Source organism: Streptomyces sp. PSU-S4-23, from assembly GCF_055632315.1.
In genome coordinates this window covers 4566499-4586584 of record NZ_JBVMUU010000002.1, presented here as the reverse complement: position 1 = coordinate 4586584, position 20086 = coordinate 4566499, and the positions used below count along the sequence as shown (strand labels likewise).

The window sequence follows — 20086 nt, the reverse complement described above, 5'->3', positions numbered from 1 at the left end:
GCCGTCCTCTTCAGTCCTGTGGAGTCATGAAGCCCTCACAGGGATGGAGACATCGGTAGCAGCGGACGTTACGGCCGTCAGGTTCTTCTCCCAAGCTGTGGGCGAGGAGTTGGGGATCGAGCTCGACTTTCATGATGCGGGCCAGCGGATCTCTCGGTTTGGGCACCAGACTTATTTCGTGGACCTGCATATCGGCCATGACTGCGTGAGGGTAAGCAGGCACGATTTCGCCATCGACGTGTGAACAGCTACGGCGCCCACATGCGTTGCATGTGCCGTCAGCAGTGCGCTGAATTTTGACCTCGTAAATTGTATCGAGCAAGTGTTCACACAGATCTAGGTCTTCTCCGCATAGAGAGAGGTGGCGTGTCGCAGTGAACCCGATAGACATTCCCCATCTGCGATGCATCAGCGAGAGCGGGCAAGTGTCCCAGTAGATATCCTCGCTGTACGTGATATCACAACCGAAGACGCCGCCAACCAGAGCGGCAATCTTGTGCACATGCTGGTGGGCAAGTTCGGCGAGCTCGGTGTCCTCCAGAAAATTGAAAGCATCGACTGCCCGCGCGAGGGACATTCGTGCCGAGCTCTCCAGGTCGTGCCACGGATCAACATGTACTTGCGCTCCAGGCTCCGCGTACAGCCCATTCGCCATCACCGCGTATTGCTGGTGATCGAGTTCATCGGCACGTAGAACTGAAGGGACGATGAGGAGCGGTGAAATGTGCGTACGCCGGTTGATCTCACGCCGCAGTCGACGTTCTGTCCTTGACCAAACCTCGATGAGGAATTCCCGCTGGGCTTTCATAGAATGGAGGTCGTGACTCTGGATGAACTCGTTTGTCGATTCCCATGAGGGTATCTGCGAAAGATCCAAACCCCAGGTCTGCGCCATACTGCGGCAGCACTGCCCGTACAGGCGCGCGGACTCCTTCAGCGCCTCTATACCGTCCTGATACATCATTGCCAGGCGGACCGGACCTGCCGCCGGAGGAAGGGGAACGCCGGCGCGGATGGCGCGACCATAAATCCTCATTCAGGCGCGTCCTCTGGTGCGGTGGTGTCTGAAGTTCTAGGGGGAAGCCGCGTCGGCCAGCTAGTGGCGACCGTATCCCTAATTATGCCTTCGACGTCTGCAACTCGGCTGGTGACTTCCAAGCCCCGGATGACGATCTCGTGATCGTTTCGCACGATCTCGGCGATTCTGACGGTCACATTCGCGGAGCCCACTTCCTCACGTGTGGATTCCGCCCCGATCGCCGAACGCGCCCGATGCCACACGGTCATGGCAATACCCTTAATCAAGTCACTAGTGAGGTTGCTTGCCACGGCGAGCGCGATCACTGCCACCACGTCAGCAGCGCCATATTCGCTGAGGTAGCGTCTGTCTTCCCGAGCGGAGGCAAAGTCAATGTCCACGCCGTGATACCTCAGGGTCTTGGCAAGGCCAGCCGCGTCATCCCTGTAGATGCCCACACCGTCAACCGTCTTATCAGGAAGCAGGAACAGACGGCTGTCCGCCGAAGTGGCCAAGACCTGTGTGGGCAGGTCCCCCACAGAGACATCCCAGCGCGTCACACGCTTCTGCGACGAATAGGCATCCGTCATCGCCGAGCCCCTCCGATTCTGCCAGCAGCAGTACCTGGAAGAGACTACTGCCGAAGCGATCGCCAGGGCGGGCTCGTGAAGAAGCCGTGTCATTTCGTCCACATTGGCCATACTGACCCCGACCTGCTCGGCGGCCTCCCGGCCCGAGTCGGCCACGACCTCCAAGGCTCGTACCGGCAATGAGGTCGATGTGGCGGTCGTCGGGGCGGCGTCCGGTCACGTCGGCCCTACCAGTGTCTCTGAAACGGGTGGCCCCAACTCGCGGCCCTTGGTGACGCAGGAGCCTTGTCCGAGTCGGCGACAGACCAGCTCATGATGTCGTCCCGCCGAGTGGTGTAGCCGATCAAGCTCACGGAATCCCCAGGTCGCGGCCCGAATCGCCCTCGCCGGAGGCCTTGTTGAGGCTCGCCGGGCCGGGACCAGCGGTGATCGTACGACGGCTGGCAGCGGCAGTAGCGGACGGCTCCAAAGTGGAAGCGACGGACCGTGATCGGCTACACCACGACCGGGGACACGACCCAGCTCATAGGTTCGCAGCTTCGCACCATTGGCAGTAGAGGAAGATGGCCGTCATGACGGGCGGGAAGAGTGCACTGAGCGAACTGTTCCATCGCGCCGGCCTTGAGGTAGTCGGGCATGGCCGGGTCTCCGATGTACGGCCCGCAGTGGCCGCCTGGCGGCCGGTGATCGCAGGGAACACAGAGCTTACGGTTGCTGTGCCGAGCGACCATCCCGACCTGGTCGCTGAGTTGAACCAGCAGTGGCAGCGGCTCGCTGTCGAGCACGACGTGATCAACACCGACGGGGAGTTCTTGATCAGCGTCGCCAACCAGGGCTGCACCTGCTGCGAGCGTGGCCACTGGACCAGAGTGCGGTTGGCGGAGCGCTGGGATCTGGCCGGGCTTCTCGGCCCGAAGCCGGGCCAACCGGAATTCGTGGCCATGTCCCTGGACGGAGAGAGCGTTCTGGGCGCCACCACCGAGGAGTACGCGGTCTGGTTCGTCGCCATCGCCCCGTTCACCGACTGGCTGGAATCGTCGGCACAGGCCCGGGCTGCGGAGAGCGCGGAGCAGCGCAAGGCCGACTGGAACACCATTCTGAGGTGTAATACCGCCCCGGCCGGGCTGCGCGGAGCATGGCGTGATGGGCTGGCCAGGAACCGCGCCGCGACCGCGCCCGTGCTGCTTCGTCTTCTCAACGTCGGCCCCGAGGAGCGGCTCCCGTCCTGGCTGATCTACCGGGAACTCCCCGAAGACGTGGTCCGGGCCTGGATCGCGCACCCGGAGTGGCGAGTACGCAAAAGGCTGGCGGAACGATGGCTGCTCAACGCCGAACAGCGCGCCGAACTCTTCCACGATGCCGAGCCCAATCATCGATGGATATTCCTCACGTGCGCCGTGGATGGCCGATCACCACTCACCGATGCGACGTACGCCCAGCTCGCCGCCGATCCCAGCCCGCGCGTACGCGCCGAACTGGCCCTCCACCGCGACCTGCCGGTGCGGCATCTTGCCGCACTCGCCGTCGACCCAGACCCCCAGGTGCGCGAGGCAGCCGCTCCGCGCGCCTGGACTCACCTGGCCCCCTCGGCGCAGGCAGCCCTCCTTGAGGACCCTGACGCCGGGGTGCGAGCCGAAGCCGTTCTGAGGCACCACTGCTCCACGCCACTCTCGGCGGCTGACTTCGCCGGACTCCCCAGCGACAGGCACCGAGAACGTGCCGCCCGTACCTGCATGCTCGCCCGCGAACTGGCCGAGGACCTGGTCCACGGCACCGGGACCGAACTGCACAGTGCTACGGCGCAGAACCCGAACCTGGACGCCGACCTGGTGGCCCTGCTCGGCCAGGACCCCGCCCCCCACGTCCGCTGGCTGATCTCCATCCGCCCGGATCTCACCGAAGCGGAACGCTCCCGAATAGCGATCGAGTTCAACCCCAAGGCCCGCTGCAGCCCGCTCCCGTGGGTCCGGGAACTGGAGGACGACGAAGAGGCCATGCGCCGCTGCGCCACCTCCGCACACGTGATGCTCCGCCGCAGCGCCGCCTGCGCGAAGAACCTGCCACCCGATGTCGTCGACCTGCTGGCGCACGACGAGGACTGGGTCGTCCGGCTCTTCCTGGCCGAACACTGCGCCCAGGCCCCGGCCGACGTACTACTGGAAATGGTGCAGAGCTGGAACGGCTACTCAGCCGCACGGATGGTCGACCACCCCAACTTCCCCCGACACGGGACCATGCGCTACGCGGACGATCCCAACCCCCTTGCGCGCGAGCTCGCTCTCCTCGATCCGGAGTCGACCGTCGAACTGGTGGAACGGTTCAGCAGAGACGCGGACCCAGGTGTCCGCTGGTGCGCCCTGCGCGACCAGCGCCTGTCCGCCGCATCCGTGATCCGCCTGCTCGACGACCCCCACCAGGGCATCAGGGACGAAGCAGTTGCCGATCCCCGCCTGCCCACCCGCGTCCTGGCCGCCCTCCTGCACGACACCGCAACCGCCGCCCGCGCCGCCGCGAACCCGGCTATTCCCGAGACCGTCATGCAACACCTGCTGGACCGGTAGCCGGGAGGCGCTGTCGGTGGCCACCGCTATGTTCTCGGCCGTGGCCAACTCCTACACCGTGCTGTGGACCAATGACCTGTGCCGTGAACTGATACGCGGAGGCTTCACGGGGCAGCGCCCGACGGTGCTGTTCGGCGGTCCCCATCAGTCGCGTCCGAGCTTCCGACGTGCCGGCGTCGTGCCTGGCGACCGGATCTTCGCCGTCCGAGCCTGGCAGGCCGCGCTGTACCCGGTCTGCTCGATGGAGGTCCAGCGGGTCGTCGACTACGGCAGGGCCGGCGCAGAGCTCGGCGACGAGGACTATCGCAAGCTGATCCACTGGCACCCGTTGAAGAGCGGCTGCATCTCCGAGGTCGTGCTGGGGCCGCCCGGCAGTCCGCTCAGGTTCGACCGACCGCTGCCCGGAAAGCACCTGGAAAGCCTCACCTTCACCTCGCGCCGGGGCGAGCGGAAGCTCAAGTACGTCGAGGACAGCCGGCTCGTGCGGGCGCTGAGCCTGCAGGGGATCTACCGACTCGCGCCAGAGTCTGCAGACGTCATCGCCCGGCATCTCACCATCGAAGAGGCAGTTGCATGAAAGACCTGCCCGAGTTGCTGCTGCGTGTGCGTGACCGCGCCGAGCAGGAGGTGGCGGGCCTTGCCCCCTCCGTCAGCGAACAGGACATCGCCGACGCCGAGCATGTACTCGGTTTCAGCCTGCCGCCGCTGCTGCGCCTGCTGTACCGGCAGGTGGCCAACGGCGGCTTCGGCCCTGAGTACACCCTTCTGCCGCTCGTCGGCGACGGGCGAACCGTCGTATCCGAGTACGGGCCGCTCCGGAACGCTCGCTCGGAATACTGGCCGTGCGGCGTGCTGCCGATCCTGGACTGGGGCTGCGGCATGTACGCCGCCGTGGACTGCCTCGATCCCGCCGTGCCCGTTCTGCTCTTCGAGCCGAACGCGGGCCCCGATGACTGGGCTGACGCCTGGTTTCTCGACTCGCCGTCCCTGGCGCAGTGGCTGAACTCGTGGCTGGAAGGGACCGGCTGGTGGGAGGAGGAGGTCATGATGGCCGAGGACGCGCAGGAACCCATGCCCTGGCCCGATGCCGCACAGCGTCTCGCAGCGGACGCTCAACAAGGCACAGAGTGATGACCGGCAAAAAGATCAACAGAGGGGGCAGGGGACCCGGTGACGGCAACCAAGCTGCGGCTCTTCGCGGACTACTTCCAGCTCCATGTGATGGACGAGAACGCCGAAGATGATCTGAGTGATGCCTGGACCGACGAGGCGGTGACGGATGCCCTCGCGGTCTCGGAGCAGATGCTCGGCATCGGAACCGCGGTCAACATGTACGTCGAGGTGACAGTCGAGCTTCTCGACCGGACGCCGGGCGATGCCGGTGACGACTTCGACCACGTGGTGGAGGCGAGCTTCGAGGTGTCCTCTGGCCGCATCGCCGTCCTGGGCTGCACCGACTATCTACCGGATGCCGCGCGCTTCGAGGTCCCCAAGGGCTTCGTGCGCGTCCGCGCCTCGCGCGCGAACCTGGCCAATGTCCGCCACCCGGGTGAAGAGGGCCACGATGCGACAGAAGCCGTCGAGCAGGTTCACCTCCAGATCTGGCCCGCACCCCACCGCTCGCCGGTCGTGATCAAGCGATGGGCGCCCGCTGACTGACCCGCGGGTGGGTTGCAGTTTGGGTTGCATTCAGCCCCGTTCATGGGTGTCCAAACGCTCCCGCGTCGGCCACCGCGCCGCAGGTCAGGACGCTGGCGAACCCATCCGGACCCCGGGACGAACAGTTGGAAAGCGTGTTGGGGGCAACCCCTCACGAGTTCGAATCTCGTATCCTCCGCCAGCTCAGAGGGCCGGACCACGAAAGTGGCCCGGCCTTCTGGCGTTCGTCCGTCTCGGTTTCCGTCTCATTCGCCTTTCCGGCCCGCGTCGGGCAGGCCCGGCGGCTCCCAGAGCGCGTCTCCGACCTGCTGCGCCACCTTCCGCAGCATCGTCCCCGTGATGTGCATGTACCGGGCCCGCATCCGGGCCGCTCCCCCGGGCTCCCATCCCATGATCGCGTCGACCACGACATCCGGGACGCCGAGGATGAGGAGTACGGTCGCGGCGGTGTGGCGAGCGTCATGCAGGCGACCGTCCCGCACGCCCGCGTCCCGCAGAAGCCGCTTCCAGACGTGATAGTCGGTGTTCGGGCTCAGCGGCCCGCCGACCGGCGAGGCGAAGACGTACCCCTTGCCCTCCCAGTCGACACCGGCGGCGATCCGCTCCCTCTCCTGCTCCTCCTCGTGCTGGCGCAGGAGCTTGATCAGCGGGTCGGGCAGACCGACCGTGCGGCGACCGGCCCGGGACTTGGTGCTCTTGTGCTCGCGCCGGATCTGCTCTCTCTTCGGGCAGTAACCGGCCTTACGCCCGCACGGCTCGTCGCCGCAACCGTGCCGGTACTTGGGCCGCAGCCGGTTCTTGCGGATGCGGACGTACCCCGCGTCGAGGTCGACGTCTTCCCAGTGGAGCCCGAGCGCTTCCCCCTGGCGGAGGCCCAGCGCCAGGGCGACGACCCACCGCGCGCTGTTCCGCAGCTTCGACGCCTCGACGAGCAGGCTTCGCACCTCCTCGATCGTGTACGGCTCGATGTCCTCCTCTTCGAGGCGCGGAGCCTTCGCGATCTCGGCCGCATTGGTGGAGACGTGCCCACGCCGCACCGCCTCACCGAGGGCGACCCGGATTGTCCGGTGGACGTGGTGAGCAGTGCCGGCGGAGCTCCCCGACGCTTGCATGCGGCGGTAGAAGCGCTCCAAGTGCTCGGGTTCCAGACGCTCAAGTCGGTGGGCCCCGAGGCCGGGCACGAGGTGAACCCGTACGTCCACCTCGTAGCCGTCGTAGGTGTTCTCGGAGACGTACGGCTTGGCGATGTTCTCGACCCAGTGCTCAAGCCAGCTCTGCACGGTCCAGCTCTTGCCGGGCTTCCTGAGTTTCCCGGCGTCCCGGGCCCGCTCCATGTCGCGGACAGCCTTGGTCACTTCCGCCCTGGTCTTGCGCTCGATGTGCCGACGGTCGGGCTTGCCGTCGTCCCGGACACCGATCGTGACCCGGCCGTGCCACTTGCCGTCCTTACCGAGGTAGATGGACGAGGCCCCGTTGGGCTGACGAGTGCGCTTCTGCTCTGCCATGCCGTCCCCCTCAAGCCGCTTCTGCGGACCGGTGGCGCAGCTTGGCCACGTAGGCGGGCACGGCGTCGGCGGGGACCCGGCGCAGCCGCCCGACCATGACCGACTCAATCTCTCCGGCGAGGACGAGCCGGAAGCACGTCGTACGGCCGATACGGAGCCGCCGGGCCGCCTCCTCGACGGTCAGGAGCACCAAGGAGGGGTCGGCCGTCTCCGGCAGGACAGCAGTCAGGCGAGAGTCAGGCATGGGTCGGTTCTCCTTCCGTTCCGGGGGCGGGTTCGAGGGAGGCTGCGAGCCAGGCTTCGCCCGTGCTGAGGCCGGTTCCGGCGAAGACCCAGTGGGCGAGGACGAGCGTCGTTTCGGTGTCCTGCGGGACGGGCGGGGCCGCTTGGGCTCGGCGCCATTCGGCGCGGGCGTCGCGGAGGGCGCCGAGGGTGGTGGAGTAGCGGCGGGACTTTGTGGAGAAGTGGCCGCGGAAGCAGAGCATGTGGGCCCAAGCCCTCAAGCGGAGGTCTGCCAGTTCGGGACGTGCACCGAGGGTCCAGGCGGTGCGGATCATGCGCCGGGCGTGGTCGGTGATGCGGGCTTGGGCCAGCTCGGCCAGGAAGCGGATCGGCCGGTCCAGGGTGCCGGTCGCTGTCTCGGCGCCTTTGGTGGCGTACTTGGCGATGTACGCGGCTACGGCCCGCTCGGTCAGCTCCTGGCCGTCGTCGAAGTCGGCGGAGCGGATCGTGCGGACGTCGAGCTGACGGCCGAAGACGAAGCGGTGCGCCCGGCCGTCGACCTCCGGTCCGTCGATGCGTGCGGCGGTGACGGCGGCCCGGATGGCGTCGGTCAGCAGCTCGGCGGTGGCCCAGGCCGGGGGTGGGGTGTCGCCGCCTTCCGGGCCGTCGAGGCGGATGACGGCGTGGAAGTGGACGGCGCCGCGCTTCTGGTACTCGGCCACCTTCGCGAAGGAGACCCGGGCATGGTGCCGGAACGCACGTTGGGTGAGTCCGGCACGCTTGGCGACCTCCCGGCGGAGGTAGATCGAGAAGCGCCGCCACAGCGCCCCGGCATGGGCGTTCCACAGCACGGCCGCTTCGTAGTCGTAGGTGTCCGGGTCGAGGGGCGTGCCCAGGGCAGCGTCGCTCTCGTCGTGCCGGGTGCCGCAGCGGCAGGCCCGGCCGCTGTTGGGGCGGTTGTGGACGGGGCCGAAGCTGGGGGCGGTGAAGGTGGCGAAGACACGCGGGTGTGTGGCGACCTGTTCGGGGGTGCCTTTGCCGCCGCGGAGTCCTGCGGTGATCAGGTGGTAGGTGTCGCGGCGGTAGGTCTCGGCGCAGGCCGCGCAGCGGGTGGCGCGGCGGTTGTTGCAGCGGACGAGGAGTTGTCCGGCGGGGAGGGCGGCGGAGTCCAGGTGGTGCAGGACGCGGCCGATCTCGCCGGTCGTGGTGTTGACCTCGTATGCGGTGCGGTGGCCGTCGAGGCGGACGGGGCGGGTGCAGCCGCCCAGGGTGGAGAGTTGGCGGGCCAGCTCGGGCAGAGTGCCCAGGGAGGCCAGCATGGCGAGTTCCGCCAGCGGGGGCGGAGTGTGCCGGGTGATGATGGTGGTTCCTTTCGGCTGTTTCGGTGGTTGGGAGGGACGGCCCCGGGGCAGCGGGATGCTTGGCGGCGTTGTTGCCGCCCCGGCGGCCGGTCAGCGTTTGTGGGCGCTGGTGACGAGGGAGCGCAGGACGACGGCGGCGATGGCCACGGACACGGCCGAGACGGCGACGGCCGCCAGTAGCGCGGTGAGGACGATGCCGACGACGACCACGGCGCCGACCGCGCCGACGCCGAGCCCCACGAACGGGGCGACCGGACGGCCGGTGGAGGCGGCCGGAGCCTGGCCCTGGTGGCGGGTGACGTGCGTGGTGAGGCTCGTGGGCAGAGGCGCGGGGTCGGGGAGTTTGGGGCGGAACACAGCGGGACTCCTTGTCAGTCGTGGGTGCCGTTGACGACGCCGACGCCGCTGCGGGTGCCGGTTTCGATGGCGGGGGCGAGGAAGGTGTGCGAGAGCCAGAAGCCGAACAGGGCGATCACGACGGCGACCCATAGGCGGATACCGAGGAACTTGATCGCGGCCCAGGCGATGACGCCCAGGACGAGGACGAGCGGCAGCGTGATGGTCACGGGTCCTCCCAGCGGATCAGCGGACGGCGCAGCGGTGGGTGCGGGCGGCCAGCTCGGCGGCGGCCCGGGTGTCGTAGTCCGTGGAGAAGCCGCAGCGCGGGGCGGTGCAGGCGGCGGTGTGCTTCTCGCGGCCCCGGCCGTCGTAGTACGTGGCGACCTGGACAGGGCCGATGCGGACGACGTTGCGGAAGCGGCGGTTGGCGGGCATCAGGCGGTCTCCTTCGGGTCCTGGTGGTTGTCGCCGGTGAAGTCGGTGACGTGCTCGGCGAGCCAGCGCAAGATCTCCTCGCCCTCATAGCTGTCGGCGGCGAGGATCACCGGTTCGGCGATCAGCACGGCTTCGGTGAGGCGGTTTTGTCGGGTCAGCTCGGCGGCGCGTTTGAGCGCGCGGAGCGTGGACGGACGCACAGTTGGAAGTCCTCCGGGGTCAGGTGAGGTGGGTGGCGATGGCTTCGGCGAGCGGCATGGGGATGCCGAGCCGGGCGCGAAGGGTCGGGGTGTCGATGGCTGTTCCGGTTCGGGCGTGGTGCTCGTCGGCGACCTTGCGCGCGAGCGTGACGAGGGCGGGTGGAACGGGAGTTGTCGCGGGCGGGGCCGATTCCGGCTTCGCGGCGGGCAGTTCGGGGGCAGTGGGCAGGACGGCGGGTGTCGGGGGTTCCAAGGCCGACGCCCCGCGCTCATCCGCTGGAACGCTTGCGGTTGCCTCGTGGGCGAGCAGTGTTCCGCCGAGGAAGGCGACAGCGGGCCAGCCGGCGACGAGGATGCGCAGCCAGGCAGGTACGGCGCCCAGGTCGAGCAGTCCGGCGGTGGCGACGTTGGCGCCGAGCGAGGCGGTCAGCGCGACGAGGAACCAGCACCACCCGGCCGCTTTCGCCCCGCCGGAGCGGAGCCGCCGCCAAGCCGCCACCAGCAGCAGGTCGACGGAGACCGGGTAGGCCCATGCCTTCCACCCGTGCTGTCCGGCGGCCGAGGCCAGGTCGTGCAGGTGGGCGAAGGACAGCGCGGCGGCGATCACCGCTTGGATGAGTACCGCGTCGAGGCGGACGGGCAGGGCACGCACGGCGCGACTCCTTCCGGCTTGAGGCATGGAGGGGGTAGGGACGTGGCACGGTCGGCCGTGCCGACCGTCGGATCGGGTGCGCTACTCGGTGGCCGGGAGGGGCGTGGCCACCGGCCCGGATTCCTTCACAGGCGGCGGGACGTACGGCCGGAAGGGCGTGAGGGCCGGTACGTCCGGGGCGAGGTCCGCCCTCTCGCGGCAGGTGGCCGCGGCATCGGCGAGGGACAGGTGGGGGGTGCGGATGCGGGACCAGCCGCCGGAGGTGTCGCCGACGACGGCCAGGCCGGGCAGCTCGGGGGCGATGGCGCAGGCCGCGAAGACGGCCTCAGGGGCGATATCGCCGAGCGCCATCTTGGCCGAGGCTTCATCGTTGACGCGGTGGCAGACACGGCCGGTGAGCTGGGCCCGGAGCATGGTCGCACCCTTGCCCAGCTCGGCACCGAAGCGCTGCCCGCACACCTCCAGGTAGATTCCCGCGGCCCGCCCGAGCTGAGCGAGCCGGATGAGCTGGGTGACCATCTCGTCGCGCCGTTCCTCCTCCTTCCTCGTGGCGACGAGGAACAGCTCGGCCACCTCGTCGATGAACAGCACGACGGGCGCGGGCCGTTCGTCTTCGGGCAGGCCCCAGATGTCCGAGGTGATCAGCTCTTCCGGGGTGCCGGGCTCGATGCCCTGCCGGGCCTTGATCAGGTCGTATCGGTCCTCCATTTCCTTCACCAGCACCGGAAGCAGCTCGGCAGCCTCGCCCGGGTCGGTCGCCAGCGCGGACAGCCGCGGGGCGAAGGGCGCCAGCTCCACGCCGCGCTTGCAGTCGATTCCCACCAGGACCACCGGCTGAGCGGCCAGCCCCGTGAGCAGGTTCCGCAGGTACATGGACTTGCCGGACAGCGTGGCGCCGAGAACGAGTTCATGCGGAACGGTCCGGTAGTCCCGCAGGAACGCGGTCGCGTCCTCCCGCAGCGCAACCGGCACCCGAAGCGGTCCACCTACGGCCCGGCGGGGCATCCGCACCTTCCGTAAGACGTCGAAGCCGACGAGCCGAAGTTCGACGACACCAGGCTTGACGTCCCGCACATGGACGGCGTGAACACCCCAGGCGTGCCGGAGCCGTTCGGCCGAGGCCGCCACGTCCGCCGGTTCCTGGCCCGCAGCCAGCCGGAGCCGGATGCGCAGACCGGTCGAGGTCGGCCGGATGATGCCCCGGCGGGGCGGCACCGGCCGAACCTCCCGACGCGTGGCCGCCCGGGTCACCAGCACCCGCCACCTGGAGGGAGCAACCGTCAGCCCACACGCGTCCATAGTCGAGGAATACGAGGCCATCAGCCGGACCACCGAGACCGGCAGCCCGACCGCGGACCAGTACGCCGCCGGATGCGCATGCCGGGCGTAGACCGCACCGCCTATCGCAGCGAGCGGCCCGCCCAGCTCGGCCAACGTCACCAGGTCGGTCACGGCGATCAGCCCGCCTGAGCCATCGGGAAGGCACCCGGCGCAACAGCGGTGGCCCGGTAGGCGATGCCATGCCGCTGCTGCCCGTTGAACACGCTCTCCCACGGCCGCGCCACCAGCCCCGGCAGCGACACCGGAGCACCGACCGTCAGCCCCTCCGTCACACCGCTCTCGGGAACGGTGACCTGAATCAGGGACGACTCCCCCTCATCGATGTAGACGACGCCGACCGTCATCAGCGCCTCACCGCTCACAGCGTCCTTCGCGATCTCACCGGTCTGCCGGTCGCGCACCTTCGGTGCCGGCGCTTCGGTGAGCAGGATCGTGGCGGACGAGGCATCCACACGGATTACACGCACAGAGATTTCCCTTCTGAGTCAGCCAACCCGTCACATGACAAGTTGACTTAGCAAGTTCGAAGCTAGGGATGCCAGGTTGACTTGTCAAGCGTGATCCGCAGGCAACTCGCCCATACGGGGGTTCACTTGAGGCGATAGCTGTCCTCCAGCTCCTGCCGGTCGGCAGGCAGCAGCAGATCGGAGACGTACAGCGCCTGCCCGGAAGCATCGGACGCGATGACGAGGACGCTGAGAACCGGAACCCCGTCCGGCAGCCCCAGCAGGGAAGCCTCTCCAGGCTCCGGCAGCCGGGCCGAGACACGCTCCGTCACACGGTCGAAGTGGACCTTCTTTCGCGCCTCCAGGTGTTCACGAACGCTCCCGTCCAAGGCGTCGGCGCTCTCCAGCGCCGTACCCTCGACGAGGCCGGCCGGGAAGTACGACGAGACCAACTCGACGGCTTCGCCGTCTTCTTCGACCAGGAAGCGACGCATGAGGACCTTCGTCCGCTTGGGTAGTCCAAGCGCCGAGGCAACCCGCGCCGGAACAGGTACACGCGTCACCTCGACCAGGCGTCCCGGCACACGTGACTCCTCACGCTCCAGCAGCTCACGGCCTCGGCGATCCTTCTGCTCGACGCCTTCAGGACGGCCCCTGACGATCGTGCCGTACCCCTGCCGGGATTCCAGCCAGCCGTCCCGCTTCAACATCTCCAGCGCCCGCACGACGGTCGGACGCGACATGCCGAACGCCTGCACCAACTGGTTCTCACTCGGAACCCGGGTGCCCGGCAGGTAGGTGCCGTCCTCGATGCGGCGCTGGATCGTCTGTGCGAGGCGCACGTACTTCGGTGCCGCCACTTCATACGCCATGGACGCCGCCCGTCGGAATCAGCCAAGTCAACTGGTCAACCAGACTAACGGCCTTCCCGTATCCGCAGTAGAGACGGGCGGTGCTCCGGTCACGACGACGGCCAGGCATCGGCCATCTCGAAGGAGACCACCGTTCCACCGAAGCGGCTGGAGCCAGAGCGCCACGAATGGGCGATGGAGTCGACCAGGAGGAGGCCGCGCCCGTGCGCGTCATCCGCCTCGGGGTGCCGCACCTGCACGTCCACGGGAAAGCCCGGGTTGTGGACCTCCACCCGCAGGGAGGTTCCTTGCCGGTACCACTCCACCCGCACCAGCCACGAGTCGTCGGCCCGGCCGTACAGGATGGCATTGGTGACCAGTTCCGAGATCATCAGCGTGCAGTCGTCGAGGGAGCAGGCGGGTTCGTGGACCGCGACGAACCTCCGGAACCACCGCCGCGCTCGGGGCACCGACTCGGCGGCCGGATGCAGGAGCAGTGCTCCGAGCCGAGTGGCGCCGGGAGCGCTGCCGTTGTCAGTCATGTTGCCCATCCGCGCTTACTCCTTGCCGCTGCCGTCGCAGTCGAGGCAGCGCCGTTTCGATGTGGCACGTACGCGGTCGTTGGCGGTGGCGAGCGCAAGAGCCGTGCGCGAACTGACGTGCTTCCAGCCCCGGCCTCGACATCCGCGACAGGCCCGACGTCTCTCCTGTTCGGGCCGTCGACTCGTCACGTCATGCCCCCTTCATCAGTAGTGGCTAAGGCCACTTTGTGGATGGTGGCATTAGCCACTTGGCGTAAGCAAGCAGAACCCAGGGATTCACAACCAAGGAGGGACACCGCCCACACGCGATCCGCCGGGGAGATGAGCCCGCTCACCGTGCACCGCCGGTCGGCCGGGCCGACAGCACATAGCGGCATACGCCATCGAAGATCGTGAAGGCGTACATCTCGCCCTGCGTAAGCGCGAACAGGGCCCGCTCATGCTCAGCGTCATCCCAGATCCAGGAGCGAGCCGGGCGGGCCTCGGCCATGTCGAGCTAGTCGGCGACATCACCGGCCCGGCCGCGCAGCCAACGTAAAGCGAGCCGAGGCGTGGTCGCCGGGTGCGAGCCGAGCCAGAAGGATCGGCCAGTGTCGGAGACGTACACCACCGCCTCACACCAGTAGCCGGCGCCGAGCGGCGATTCACGCAGCAGGTGCAGTTCATCCATGGTCAACATGAGCCGTCTCCGGTCTTGGGCATGGAAGTTCGACAGCCCGGCGCCGCTGACGCTCTGTGCGACACCGCCAGCCAAGTGGAATTAGCCACTTGATGGATGGTGGCATTAGCCACTTGTCTCGCGCAAGCAGTCAGCCAAGAAAGGTCACCCGTCAGGTCAGGGGATACCCCTGTTCGAACGCCCAGCGACCGGGAGGGTACGTGGCCTCTGCGAACTCCAACGGCCGATCCTGCAGGTCATAGACCACGTGATGCACGATCAACACCGCCGCGCCCGGAGCCAGCTTCAGGTCCGCCGCCTCCTCGTCGGTTGACGTACGCGCACACATCCGGTCCTCTGCGTAGCTTCCCTGACGTCCCGTCATCTTCTCGACGTACATCAAAGTGCCCTCCTGGATGCGCTCCGGATCCAGGAGCTTCGGCGCCCGCTGCCCGACGTCCGGCGTGAACCACGAGGTGGACAGCGTGATCGGACCGTCCTGGCTGTTGGTCACCCGTCGGCGATGCACCGCGCGGCGATCCTTGGCCAGTCCGAGGGCTTCTGCGACATGGTCCGGCGCGTCCATCCACCCGGCCGAGGTGATCACCGCGTACTCACCCGGGCTGTAGATCTTCCCGGTCTGCCGGGCCCGCCCGTAGAGCTCGCGCGCCCGCCGGTTGACCTCCAGACTCCGCACGTACGTCCCCGACCCCTGCCGCTTCTCCACCAGGCCCTGATGGCTCAGCGCCTGCAACGAGCGGGCAGCCGTCGGCCTCGACACGTTCCAGTCCGCCGCGAGCTGTCGCTCAGACGGAACCTCGTCGCCCGGCCGCAAGTCCCCCCGCAGAATCTGATCACGGATGTAGTGAGCGATCTGCAGGTACTTGGGCTGAGCCTCCTCGATCTGCGGCATCGTTCCCGTTCCCTCAAAGTGGCTATTACCTCATGCCACTATAGGGGCAGTGGCCAAGCCCTGACCCCGTACGCTGAACACGTGACGCGGTTGATTGTGGCTGCCGGAGGAGGGGGCGACGCCGTCGCCGCCGCGATGTTGGACGCCGCTCTGTACGGTGGCAAGGAACGAGCGGTGATCCTCACGTACGCGTGGGACCGCCTTCTGATCGACCCGGTACCGGGCCCGCGCGGGGCGGGCAACTTCACCGGCCTGGAGCAGATCACCCCGGCCGTCTGGGCGGTGCCGGCCGAGGCCCGACCGATCGCTCCCGCAGGCTCCACCCTCCCCCGCCTCGCGGCAGAGCTCCCGCACACCTTCGCGCTGATCGACCCTCACCACGGTGCCGAGGGCATCACGCGCCAACTCGAAGAGCTCATCAGCCACCTGATGCCCGATTCGATCGACCTCTTGGACGTAGGCGGGGACATCCTCGCCCAAGGCGACGAGCCGACGCTCAAGAGCCCACTTGCCGACGCCCTCACGCTCGCCGCCTGCTGCCAGGTGAACGCTTCAATCCGACTGCTCGTTGCCGGTCCCGGCCTTGATGGCGAAGTCCCCATCGACGAACTGCGCGGAGCGCTGGGCCCTGTCGTCCACACCCTCACCCCGAAGGACACCGACCCGATCAGTTCTGTCCTGGAGTGGCACCCGTCGGAGGTGACCGCAATGCTCGCAGCGACGGCCAGGGGCGTACGAGGGGTGTGCGAGGTACGGGATGCGGGACTTCCCGTGCCCCTCACCAGCGAAGGCCCGCGGGTCTACGACACAGAGCTGGACGACGCTCTCGGCAGGAACCGGTTGGCTCGCGCACTCCTGACGACAGAGAGCCTCGAAGAAGCCGAGCAGCACAGCCGAGAGATCTGCGGATACTCAGAGATCGACTACGAGCGCAACAAGGCAGCGTGGCTCAGCGAGCAGCAACCGTCAGCGAACCTCGACCCGGAAGCCGCTCTCGGGCAGGTCGACCAGTTCGAAGCGAAGGCCCGCGACCACGGAGCCACACACACGACCTTCCGCCGCATCACGGAAGCCATCGGCCTTCCAGGAAGCCAGCGTGAGGCCCTCAGGAAGATGCTCATCGAGAGCCGACCAGATCAGTACGTCGCGCCACTGTGGCGCATCAGCGCCACCTCCGCCGGCCCTGCGGAAATCGCCTCATGAGTGCCTTCAGCAGCGACCCCGACCTGAACGTGCGAGACGTGACCGGCAACGGCACCGAAGTCGACGTGGCCGTCAACCTGTTGACCGGCTCCATCAGGCTGTCGATCCTCTGGACACAAGAGGTCCTGCTGTCTGCAGACGACGCAGAACGGGTAGCCCAGTCCCTTCAACGAGCTGCGGACCAGTCCCGCAGAATCACAGGCCGCCAGGCCCGAGAGCACGACGAGCCTCAGCGGGATCAGCCGAAGCCTGAGTAACAACCCTCTTCACGGGTTCAAGTGCGGCTCGCTCCGCTTCCCGCGCGCGGCCCGGCCCCCGGCCGGGCCTGCGCTCCTGCCTTCGTCCCGCTCCAGCCCGGCTGGCGCCCGTGCCGCGCTCAGAGCAATCAGCGTGTGCTACCAGGGAGGGAGGAGAGGTACAACGCGGCTGGCGCGGTAGGCTCCGCAGCCCTCACGTAGCACATTCAGGCCTCGAACTGGATCTCTTGCACGAGAATGGACAGGCGCCTGCCCTATCCTTAGCTCATCTTGACCAGCGCCATGAGGGGGTTCTAATGACAGCAGAGCAGGACCAAGAAGCAATGCGGCGTCTGGTGTTTAGGCAGCGCGCCTCCTTGCTCAGCGGGGAACTTATCGAAAAGCGCCTCACGGAACAAACGCGCGGAGCGCGGCCTTCAGACGAAGAAATTAACGAACGGTACGACCGAGGCGAAATCAGGATCGTCACTGAGCAAGCTCGCTACCCTCTAGAATCCATCACGGGACTTCTTGAGTCTGGCAACTATAAGCTCGATCCAGAGTATCAGAGGCGTCACAGGTGGACGGTTGGCCAAAAGAGCAGGCTGGTCGAATCATTCATCATGAATGTGCCGGTTCCGCCAATTTTCCTCTACGAATATGATTTCAATCGCTACGAGGTGATGGACGGCCTTCAGCGCTTGACTGCACTAAAAGAATTCTACACAAACTCTTTCGAGCTGTCCGGTTTGGAATACTGGACCGAACTCGAAGGGATGCGCTATTCTCAGCTGCCGTCGAGAATCAAGGATGGAATCAGTCGCAGATACCTCTCTTCGATTGTTCTACTCAAAGAAACCACGCACGGGGGTGAGGATCCGGAGCGCCTGAAAAGGTTTGTATTCGGACGAATTAATACTGGCGGCGTTCAGCTATCACATCAAGAGGTGAGGAATGCCCTGTATGACGGACCCATGAACGTCCTATGTAAGAGCCTTGCTGAAACGCCTGCCCTACGTCGCCTTTGGGGAATCCCGGAAAATGTTGAGGAACTGGTCGGCGTGGCGGCAGTTGGTGAAGAAGAGCTAGAGAACTCGACCGATCTCTCCGTGGCGGAACTTGGTGAAGCGGCTGACATTCCTCGCGCATGGCGCGAAATGACGGACGTAGAGCTTGTGCTTCGATTCTTCGCCAACCGTCAGCGGTTGATTGTTTATCGCGACAATATCCGCGATTATCTTGACGCATACCTCCGGGCCGCGAATGATTTTGAGCCGCACACGCTCGCCCGCCTTAAGGGAATTTTCCTGGAGACGATCAACCTCGCTGAGGAGATCTTCGGTGAACAGGCATTTCGGCGATACCGTGTGCGCAGCTGGACTACCGTCCCTTACGTCTCAATTTACGACGCCGTAATGAATGTGCTTTCCCGACTCCTGGAAAGGAAGGAGGAGTTGCGACTCAAGCGAGACCAGATCCGGGACGGGCTACCTCACTTCTACCAGGAACACTCACGGGTGTTCAACCTTCGAGGCCAGAAGCGCCCAGATCTAATGACTCGCGAGATCGAATTGGAGAAGTATCTGCGCAGTTTCATTGACGCAGAAAGCTGATCCGGCATGTACATGAATCCGGCATGGCGCCGCTGTTCAGTGCGCTTCAATGAGGTTCGACAGTTCATTGATGCTTCCACTCAAGCTCTTCGTCAAGGGAACGGCCCTTCTGTGCGCTCCGACTTCTACGGAGCTTGGGTCTTGCTGGCATATGCATCGTGCCAATATTCCTTGGACGAGATCGGGCAAGGCTGCATGGGGTTCCTAGGGAATCGCCATAGGTATGCTCGATCCATGCCGGATGCAGTGTTTAATAATCACGAGAGGTTGACGCTCGACACCGCCCGTCGCATGACAGATGGGGATCCGCAAACTCGATCCCAAATAAAACAAGCGCTGCTCGAAATTTACTCGGCCAAATGGTCTGACAGTTCATCCCTCCTGAAACTGGAGCGAAATGTTTGGCCGTCGAATGTACGAGAGTGGCTGAAGCGCATCGGCGTAGAGGAGCGAGATATGTCCTGGATGAATGATCCCGCTTCTTCCGGAACTTCCGAGACTTATTCCTCTCGCTTGGCCGAACTCGTACAAGAGCGAAATCCGATTGCTCACGGTCAGTCTCCTCAAAGAGTGCTCTCTGCTTCGACCATGAAGTCCTGGCTTGCTGAATGCGAGGACTTCATGGAGCATTGTGCAATGACTGTCGAACTTCACTTGTCTCGGCATCATGTTCCTCGGCTTGCTCGACTCGGCGTACTCAATCGCAAACTCAAGCTGAGCAATAAGACGGTCGCGCTTACTGTGCTCAATCATCAGGCCCGGGTGGGTGACCATGTGCTGCTGGGTTCCCAATCTGAACGGAAGAAGATAGCCAAGATCGAAAGCATCATGTCCGGCGGGAGAGCTTTCAACGACTTGCCTGCCGGACACCAGCAAGTTGCGATTGGTTTGAGTAAGCCACATCAAGGTTCTGGCGTATACCTCACGCCTTAGCATTCGGATAGGTCAGGCCCCAATGTGTGGCCCGCGATAGGGGAAGTATCGGATCCGGCGGATAGCACGCGTAATGGAGGCGAGCAACTCGCTTGCCGCTAGGGTCCGCATTTGCTATGTCACAAGTCAGCCCAACAATCGCCCGCAAAAACGACGCCTTCCAAGCCGAGAGTTTTCAGAGCGGAGATCACGAGCCGCCTTCACGAGCCGCCTTCACGGGTCGGCCGTCGGGCCTTGCTCTGGTCGACGGCACTGGCAACGTGGCTGAGACCGGGGGGTGCAGCGAGGCACACGCGCGCCTGGTCGGTCGGCTGACGCGCCGTCGTGGCGGGCTTTCGTCGGCTGAGGCTGCAACGGGCCGCGACGAAGGTGCCGGCCGTCAGACGAGCGAGGCCCCGCACCGGGCAAGGCTGGGCCGTCCCTGGGCCGTCCGAGGTCGCTCAACAGCAGCCAATGACGACCAACGACGACCGCCAGGAGCACGAGTCCACCGCCCCGACCAGCAAGAACCCAGCTCACCAAGATCCCCGACAACACCCAGGGCAAGAAGAAGTGGCCCGAGTGGATCAGACTCCGCTATCTACCGGCATCCCTGCAGATGAGGGACCTGATGTGTGCCCGGTTCCCTATGTTCGCGATGCTCGCTTGCGGGGGCGTGACCACCTATGCCAGCGACCTGTGAAGAGCCGCTCAACGATCATCATCAGTACCAAGCTCGCGCCCACGATGCCGCAGCCCTGAAAGAACAGGGCGCTAAATAGTGCCTTCCGGAGGGTCATAGCAACTATGAGGCAGCCCACTACAAACG

General features: G+C 66.1%; 25 protein-coding genes. 8 read left to right on the top strand and 17 right to left on the bottom strand.

Annotation, left to right across the window (positions count from 1 at the left end):
* Positions 1-10: 10 nt before the first annotated feature.
* Together ACZ79I_RS21020 and ACZ79I_RS21015 are read right to left on the bottom strand one after the other, a co-directional pair.
* The gene (locus ACZ79I_RS21020) at positions 11-1036 is read right to left on the bottom strand and encodes a hypothetical protein (protein ID WP_471499040.1); all 1026 of its coding nucleotides are present in this window, start codon (positions 1034-1036) and stop codon (positions 11-13) included.
* Positions 1033-1764 (bottom strand): hypothetical protein, encoded by a 732-nt coding sequence (locus tag ACZ79I_RS21015; RefSeq protein WP_471499039.1) that lies wholly within the window; start codon positions 1762-1764, stop codon positions 1033-1035. Before ACZ79I_RS21015 ends, ACZ79I_RS21020 begins: the two co-directional genes overlap by 4 nt.
* 560 nt (positions 1765-2324) lie before the next feature.
* Between ACZ79I_RS21015 and ACZ79I_RS21010 the strand changes: the two genes are divergently transcribed.
* From ACZ79I_RS21010 to ACZ79I_RS20995, 4 genes are read left to right on the top strand one after another with little or no spacing between them, the layout of a single operon-like run.
* Positions 2325-4169 (top strand): PE-PGRS family protein, encoded by a 1845-nt coding sequence (locus ACZ79I_RS21010; protein WP_471499038.1) that lies wholly within the window; start codon positions 2325-2327, stop codon positions 4167-4169.
* A 40-nt stretch (positions 4170-4209) separates the two neighbouring features.
* The gene (locus tag ACZ79I_RS21005) at positions 4210-4746 is read left to right on the top strand and encodes a hypothetical protein (RefSeq protein ID WP_471499037.1); all 537 of its coding nucleotides are present in this window, start codon (positions 4210-4212) and stop codon (positions 4744-4746) included.
* On the top strand, positions 4743-5300 hold the full coding sequence (locus tag ACZ79I_RS21000) for an SMI1/KNR4 family protein (RefSeq protein ID WP_471499036.1): 558 nt from the start codon (positions 4743-4745) through the stop codon (positions 5298-5300). The genes ACZ79I_RS21005 and ACZ79I_RS21000 overlap by 4 nt, the downstream gene beginning before the upstream one ends.
* Before the next feature lie 39 nt (positions 5301-5339).
* On the top strand, positions 5340-5828 hold the full coding sequence (locus ACZ79I_RS20995) for a hypothetical protein (protein WP_471499035.1): 489 nt from the start codon (positions 5340-5342) through the stop codon (positions 5826-5828).
* 245 nt (positions 5829-6073) lie between these two features.
* Here ACZ79I_RS20995 and ACZ79I_RS20990 read toward each other — a convergent pair whose 3' ends face one another.
* The 15 genes from ACZ79I_RS20990 to ACZ79I_RS20920 form a co-directional block, all read right to left on the bottom strand.
* A complete protein-coding gene (locus tag ACZ79I_RS20990) occupies positions 6074-7333 on the bottom strand; it encodes a tyrosine-type recombinase/integrase (RefSeq protein WP_471499034.1) in 1260 nt (419 codons plus the stop codon).
* A 10-nt stretch (positions 7334-7343) separates the two neighbouring features.
* Positions 7344-7577 carry an excisionase family DNA-binding protein gene (locus tag ACZ79I_RS20985; RefSeq protein ID WP_471499033.1) on the bottom strand — a complete coding sequence of 78 codons (234 nt, stop codon included), beginning with the start codon at positions 7575-7577 and terminating at the stop codon, positions 7344-7346.
* Complete coding sequence (locus ACZ79I_RS20980) at positions 7570-8874, bottom strand: replication initiator (RefSeq protein WP_471499032.1); 1305 nt, start codon at positions 8872-8874, stop codon at positions 7570-7572. The genes ACZ79I_RS20985 and ACZ79I_RS20980 overlap by 8 nt, the downstream gene beginning before the upstream one ends.
* A 132-nt stretch (positions 8875-9006) precedes the next feature.
* Positions 9007-9273: a SpdD protein gene (locus tag ACZ79I_RS20975; RefSeq protein WP_471499031.1), complete on the bottom strand. Its 267-nt coding sequence runs from the start codon at positions 9271-9273 to the stop codon at positions 9007-9009.
* A gap of 14 nt (positions 9274-9287) precedes the next feature.
* Positions 9288-9482, bottom strand: a complete 195-nt coding sequence (locus tag ACZ79I_RS20970; protein ID WP_471499030.1) for a hypothetical protein — start codon at positions 9480-9482, stop codon at positions 9288-9290.
* Positions 9483-9498: 16 nt separating this feature from the next.
* On the bottom strand, positions 9499-9690 hold the full coding sequence (locus tag ACZ79I_RS20965; protein WP_471499029.1) for a mobile element transfer protein: 192 nt from the start codon (positions 9688-9690) through the stop codon (positions 9499-9501).
* Positions 9690-9890, bottom strand: a complete 201-nt coding sequence (locus ACZ79I_RS20960; RefSeq protein ID WP_471499028.1) for an RING finger protein — start codon at positions 9888-9890, stop codon at positions 9690-9692. Before ACZ79I_RS20960 ends, ACZ79I_RS20965 begins: the two co-directional genes overlap by 1 nt.
* A gap of 19 nt (positions 9891-9909) precedes the next feature.
* A complete protein-coding gene (locus ACZ79I_RS20955) occupies positions 9910-10542 on the bottom strand; it encodes a DUF2637 domain-containing protein (protein WP_471499027.1) in 633 nt (210 codons plus the stop codon).
* Between the two features lie 81 nt (positions 10543-10623).
* On the bottom strand, positions 10624-11994 hold the full coding sequence (locus ACZ79I_RS20950) for an FtsK/SpoIIIE domain-containing protein (RefSeq protein ID WP_471499026.1): 1371 nt from the start codon (positions 11992-11994) through the stop codon (positions 10624-10626).
* 5 nt (positions 11995-11999) lie between these two features.
* Positions 12000-12350, bottom strand: a complete 351-nt coding sequence (locus tag ACZ79I_RS20945; protein ID WP_471499025.1) for an SCO3933 family regulatory protein — start codon at positions 12348-12350, stop codon at positions 12000-12002.
* 122 nt (positions 12351-12472) lie between these two features.
* The gene (locus ACZ79I_RS20940) at positions 12473-13201 is read right to left on the bottom strand and encodes a GntR family transcriptional regulator (RefSeq protein ID WP_471499024.1); all 729 of its coding nucleotides are present in this window, start codon (positions 13199-13201) and stop codon (positions 12473-12475) included.
* A gap of 89 nt (positions 13202-13290) precedes the next feature.
* A complete protein-coding gene (locus ACZ79I_RS20935) occupies positions 13291-13731 on the bottom strand; it encodes an ATP-binding protein (RefSeq protein ID WP_471499023.1) in 441 nt (146 codons plus the stop codon).
* A gap of 322 nt (positions 13732-14053) precedes the next feature.
* Positions 14054-14212 (bottom strand): hypothetical protein, encoded by a 159-nt coding sequence (locus ACZ79I_RS20930; protein ID WP_471499022.1) that lies wholly within the window; start codon positions 14210-14212, stop codon positions 14054-14056.
* Between the two features lie 6 nt (positions 14213-14218).
* Positions 14219-14401, bottom strand: a complete 183-nt coding sequence (locus tag ACZ79I_RS20925) for a hypothetical protein (protein ID WP_471499021.1) — start codon at positions 14399-14401, stop codon at positions 14219-14221.
* Positions 14402-14552: 151 nt separating this feature from the next.
* Positions 14553-15293, bottom strand: a complete 741-nt coding sequence (locus ACZ79I_RS20920; RefSeq protein ID WP_471499020.1) for a GntR family transcriptional regulator — start codon at positions 15291-15293, stop codon at positions 14553-14555.
* Positions 15294-15374: 81 nt separating this feature from the next.
* Between ACZ79I_RS20920 and ACZ79I_RS20915 the strand changes: the two genes are divergently transcribed.
* The 4 genes from ACZ79I_RS20915 (at position 15375) to ACZ79I_RS20900 (ending at position 19278) form a co-directional block, all read left to right on the top strand.
* Positions 15375-16496 (top strand): DUF1152 domain-containing protein, encoded by a 1122-nt coding sequence (locus ACZ79I_RS20915; RefSeq protein WP_471499019.1) that lies wholly within the window; start codon positions 15375-15377, stop codon positions 16494-16496.
* Positions 16493-16753, top strand: a complete 261-nt coding sequence (locus tag ACZ79I_RS20910) for a hypothetical protein (RefSeq protein ID WP_471499018.1) — start codon at positions 16493-16495, stop codon at positions 16751-16753. The genes ACZ79I_RS20915 and ACZ79I_RS20910 overlap by 4 nt, the downstream gene beginning before the upstream one ends.
* Before the next feature lie 296 nt (positions 16754-17049).
* Positions 17050-18345: a DUF262 domain-containing protein gene (locus ACZ79I_RS20905; RefSeq protein WP_471499017.1), complete on the top strand. Its 1296-nt coding sequence runs from the start codon at positions 17050-17052 to the stop codon at positions 18343-18345.
* Between the two features lie 6 nt (positions 18346-18351).
* Positions 18352-19278 carry a HEPN domain-containing protein gene (locus tag ACZ79I_RS20900; protein WP_471499016.1) on the top strand — a complete coding sequence of 309 codons (927 nt, stop codon included), beginning with the start codon at positions 18352-18354 and terminating at the stop codon, positions 19276-19278.
* The last annotated feature ends 808 nt before the right edge of the window (positions 19279-20086 follow it).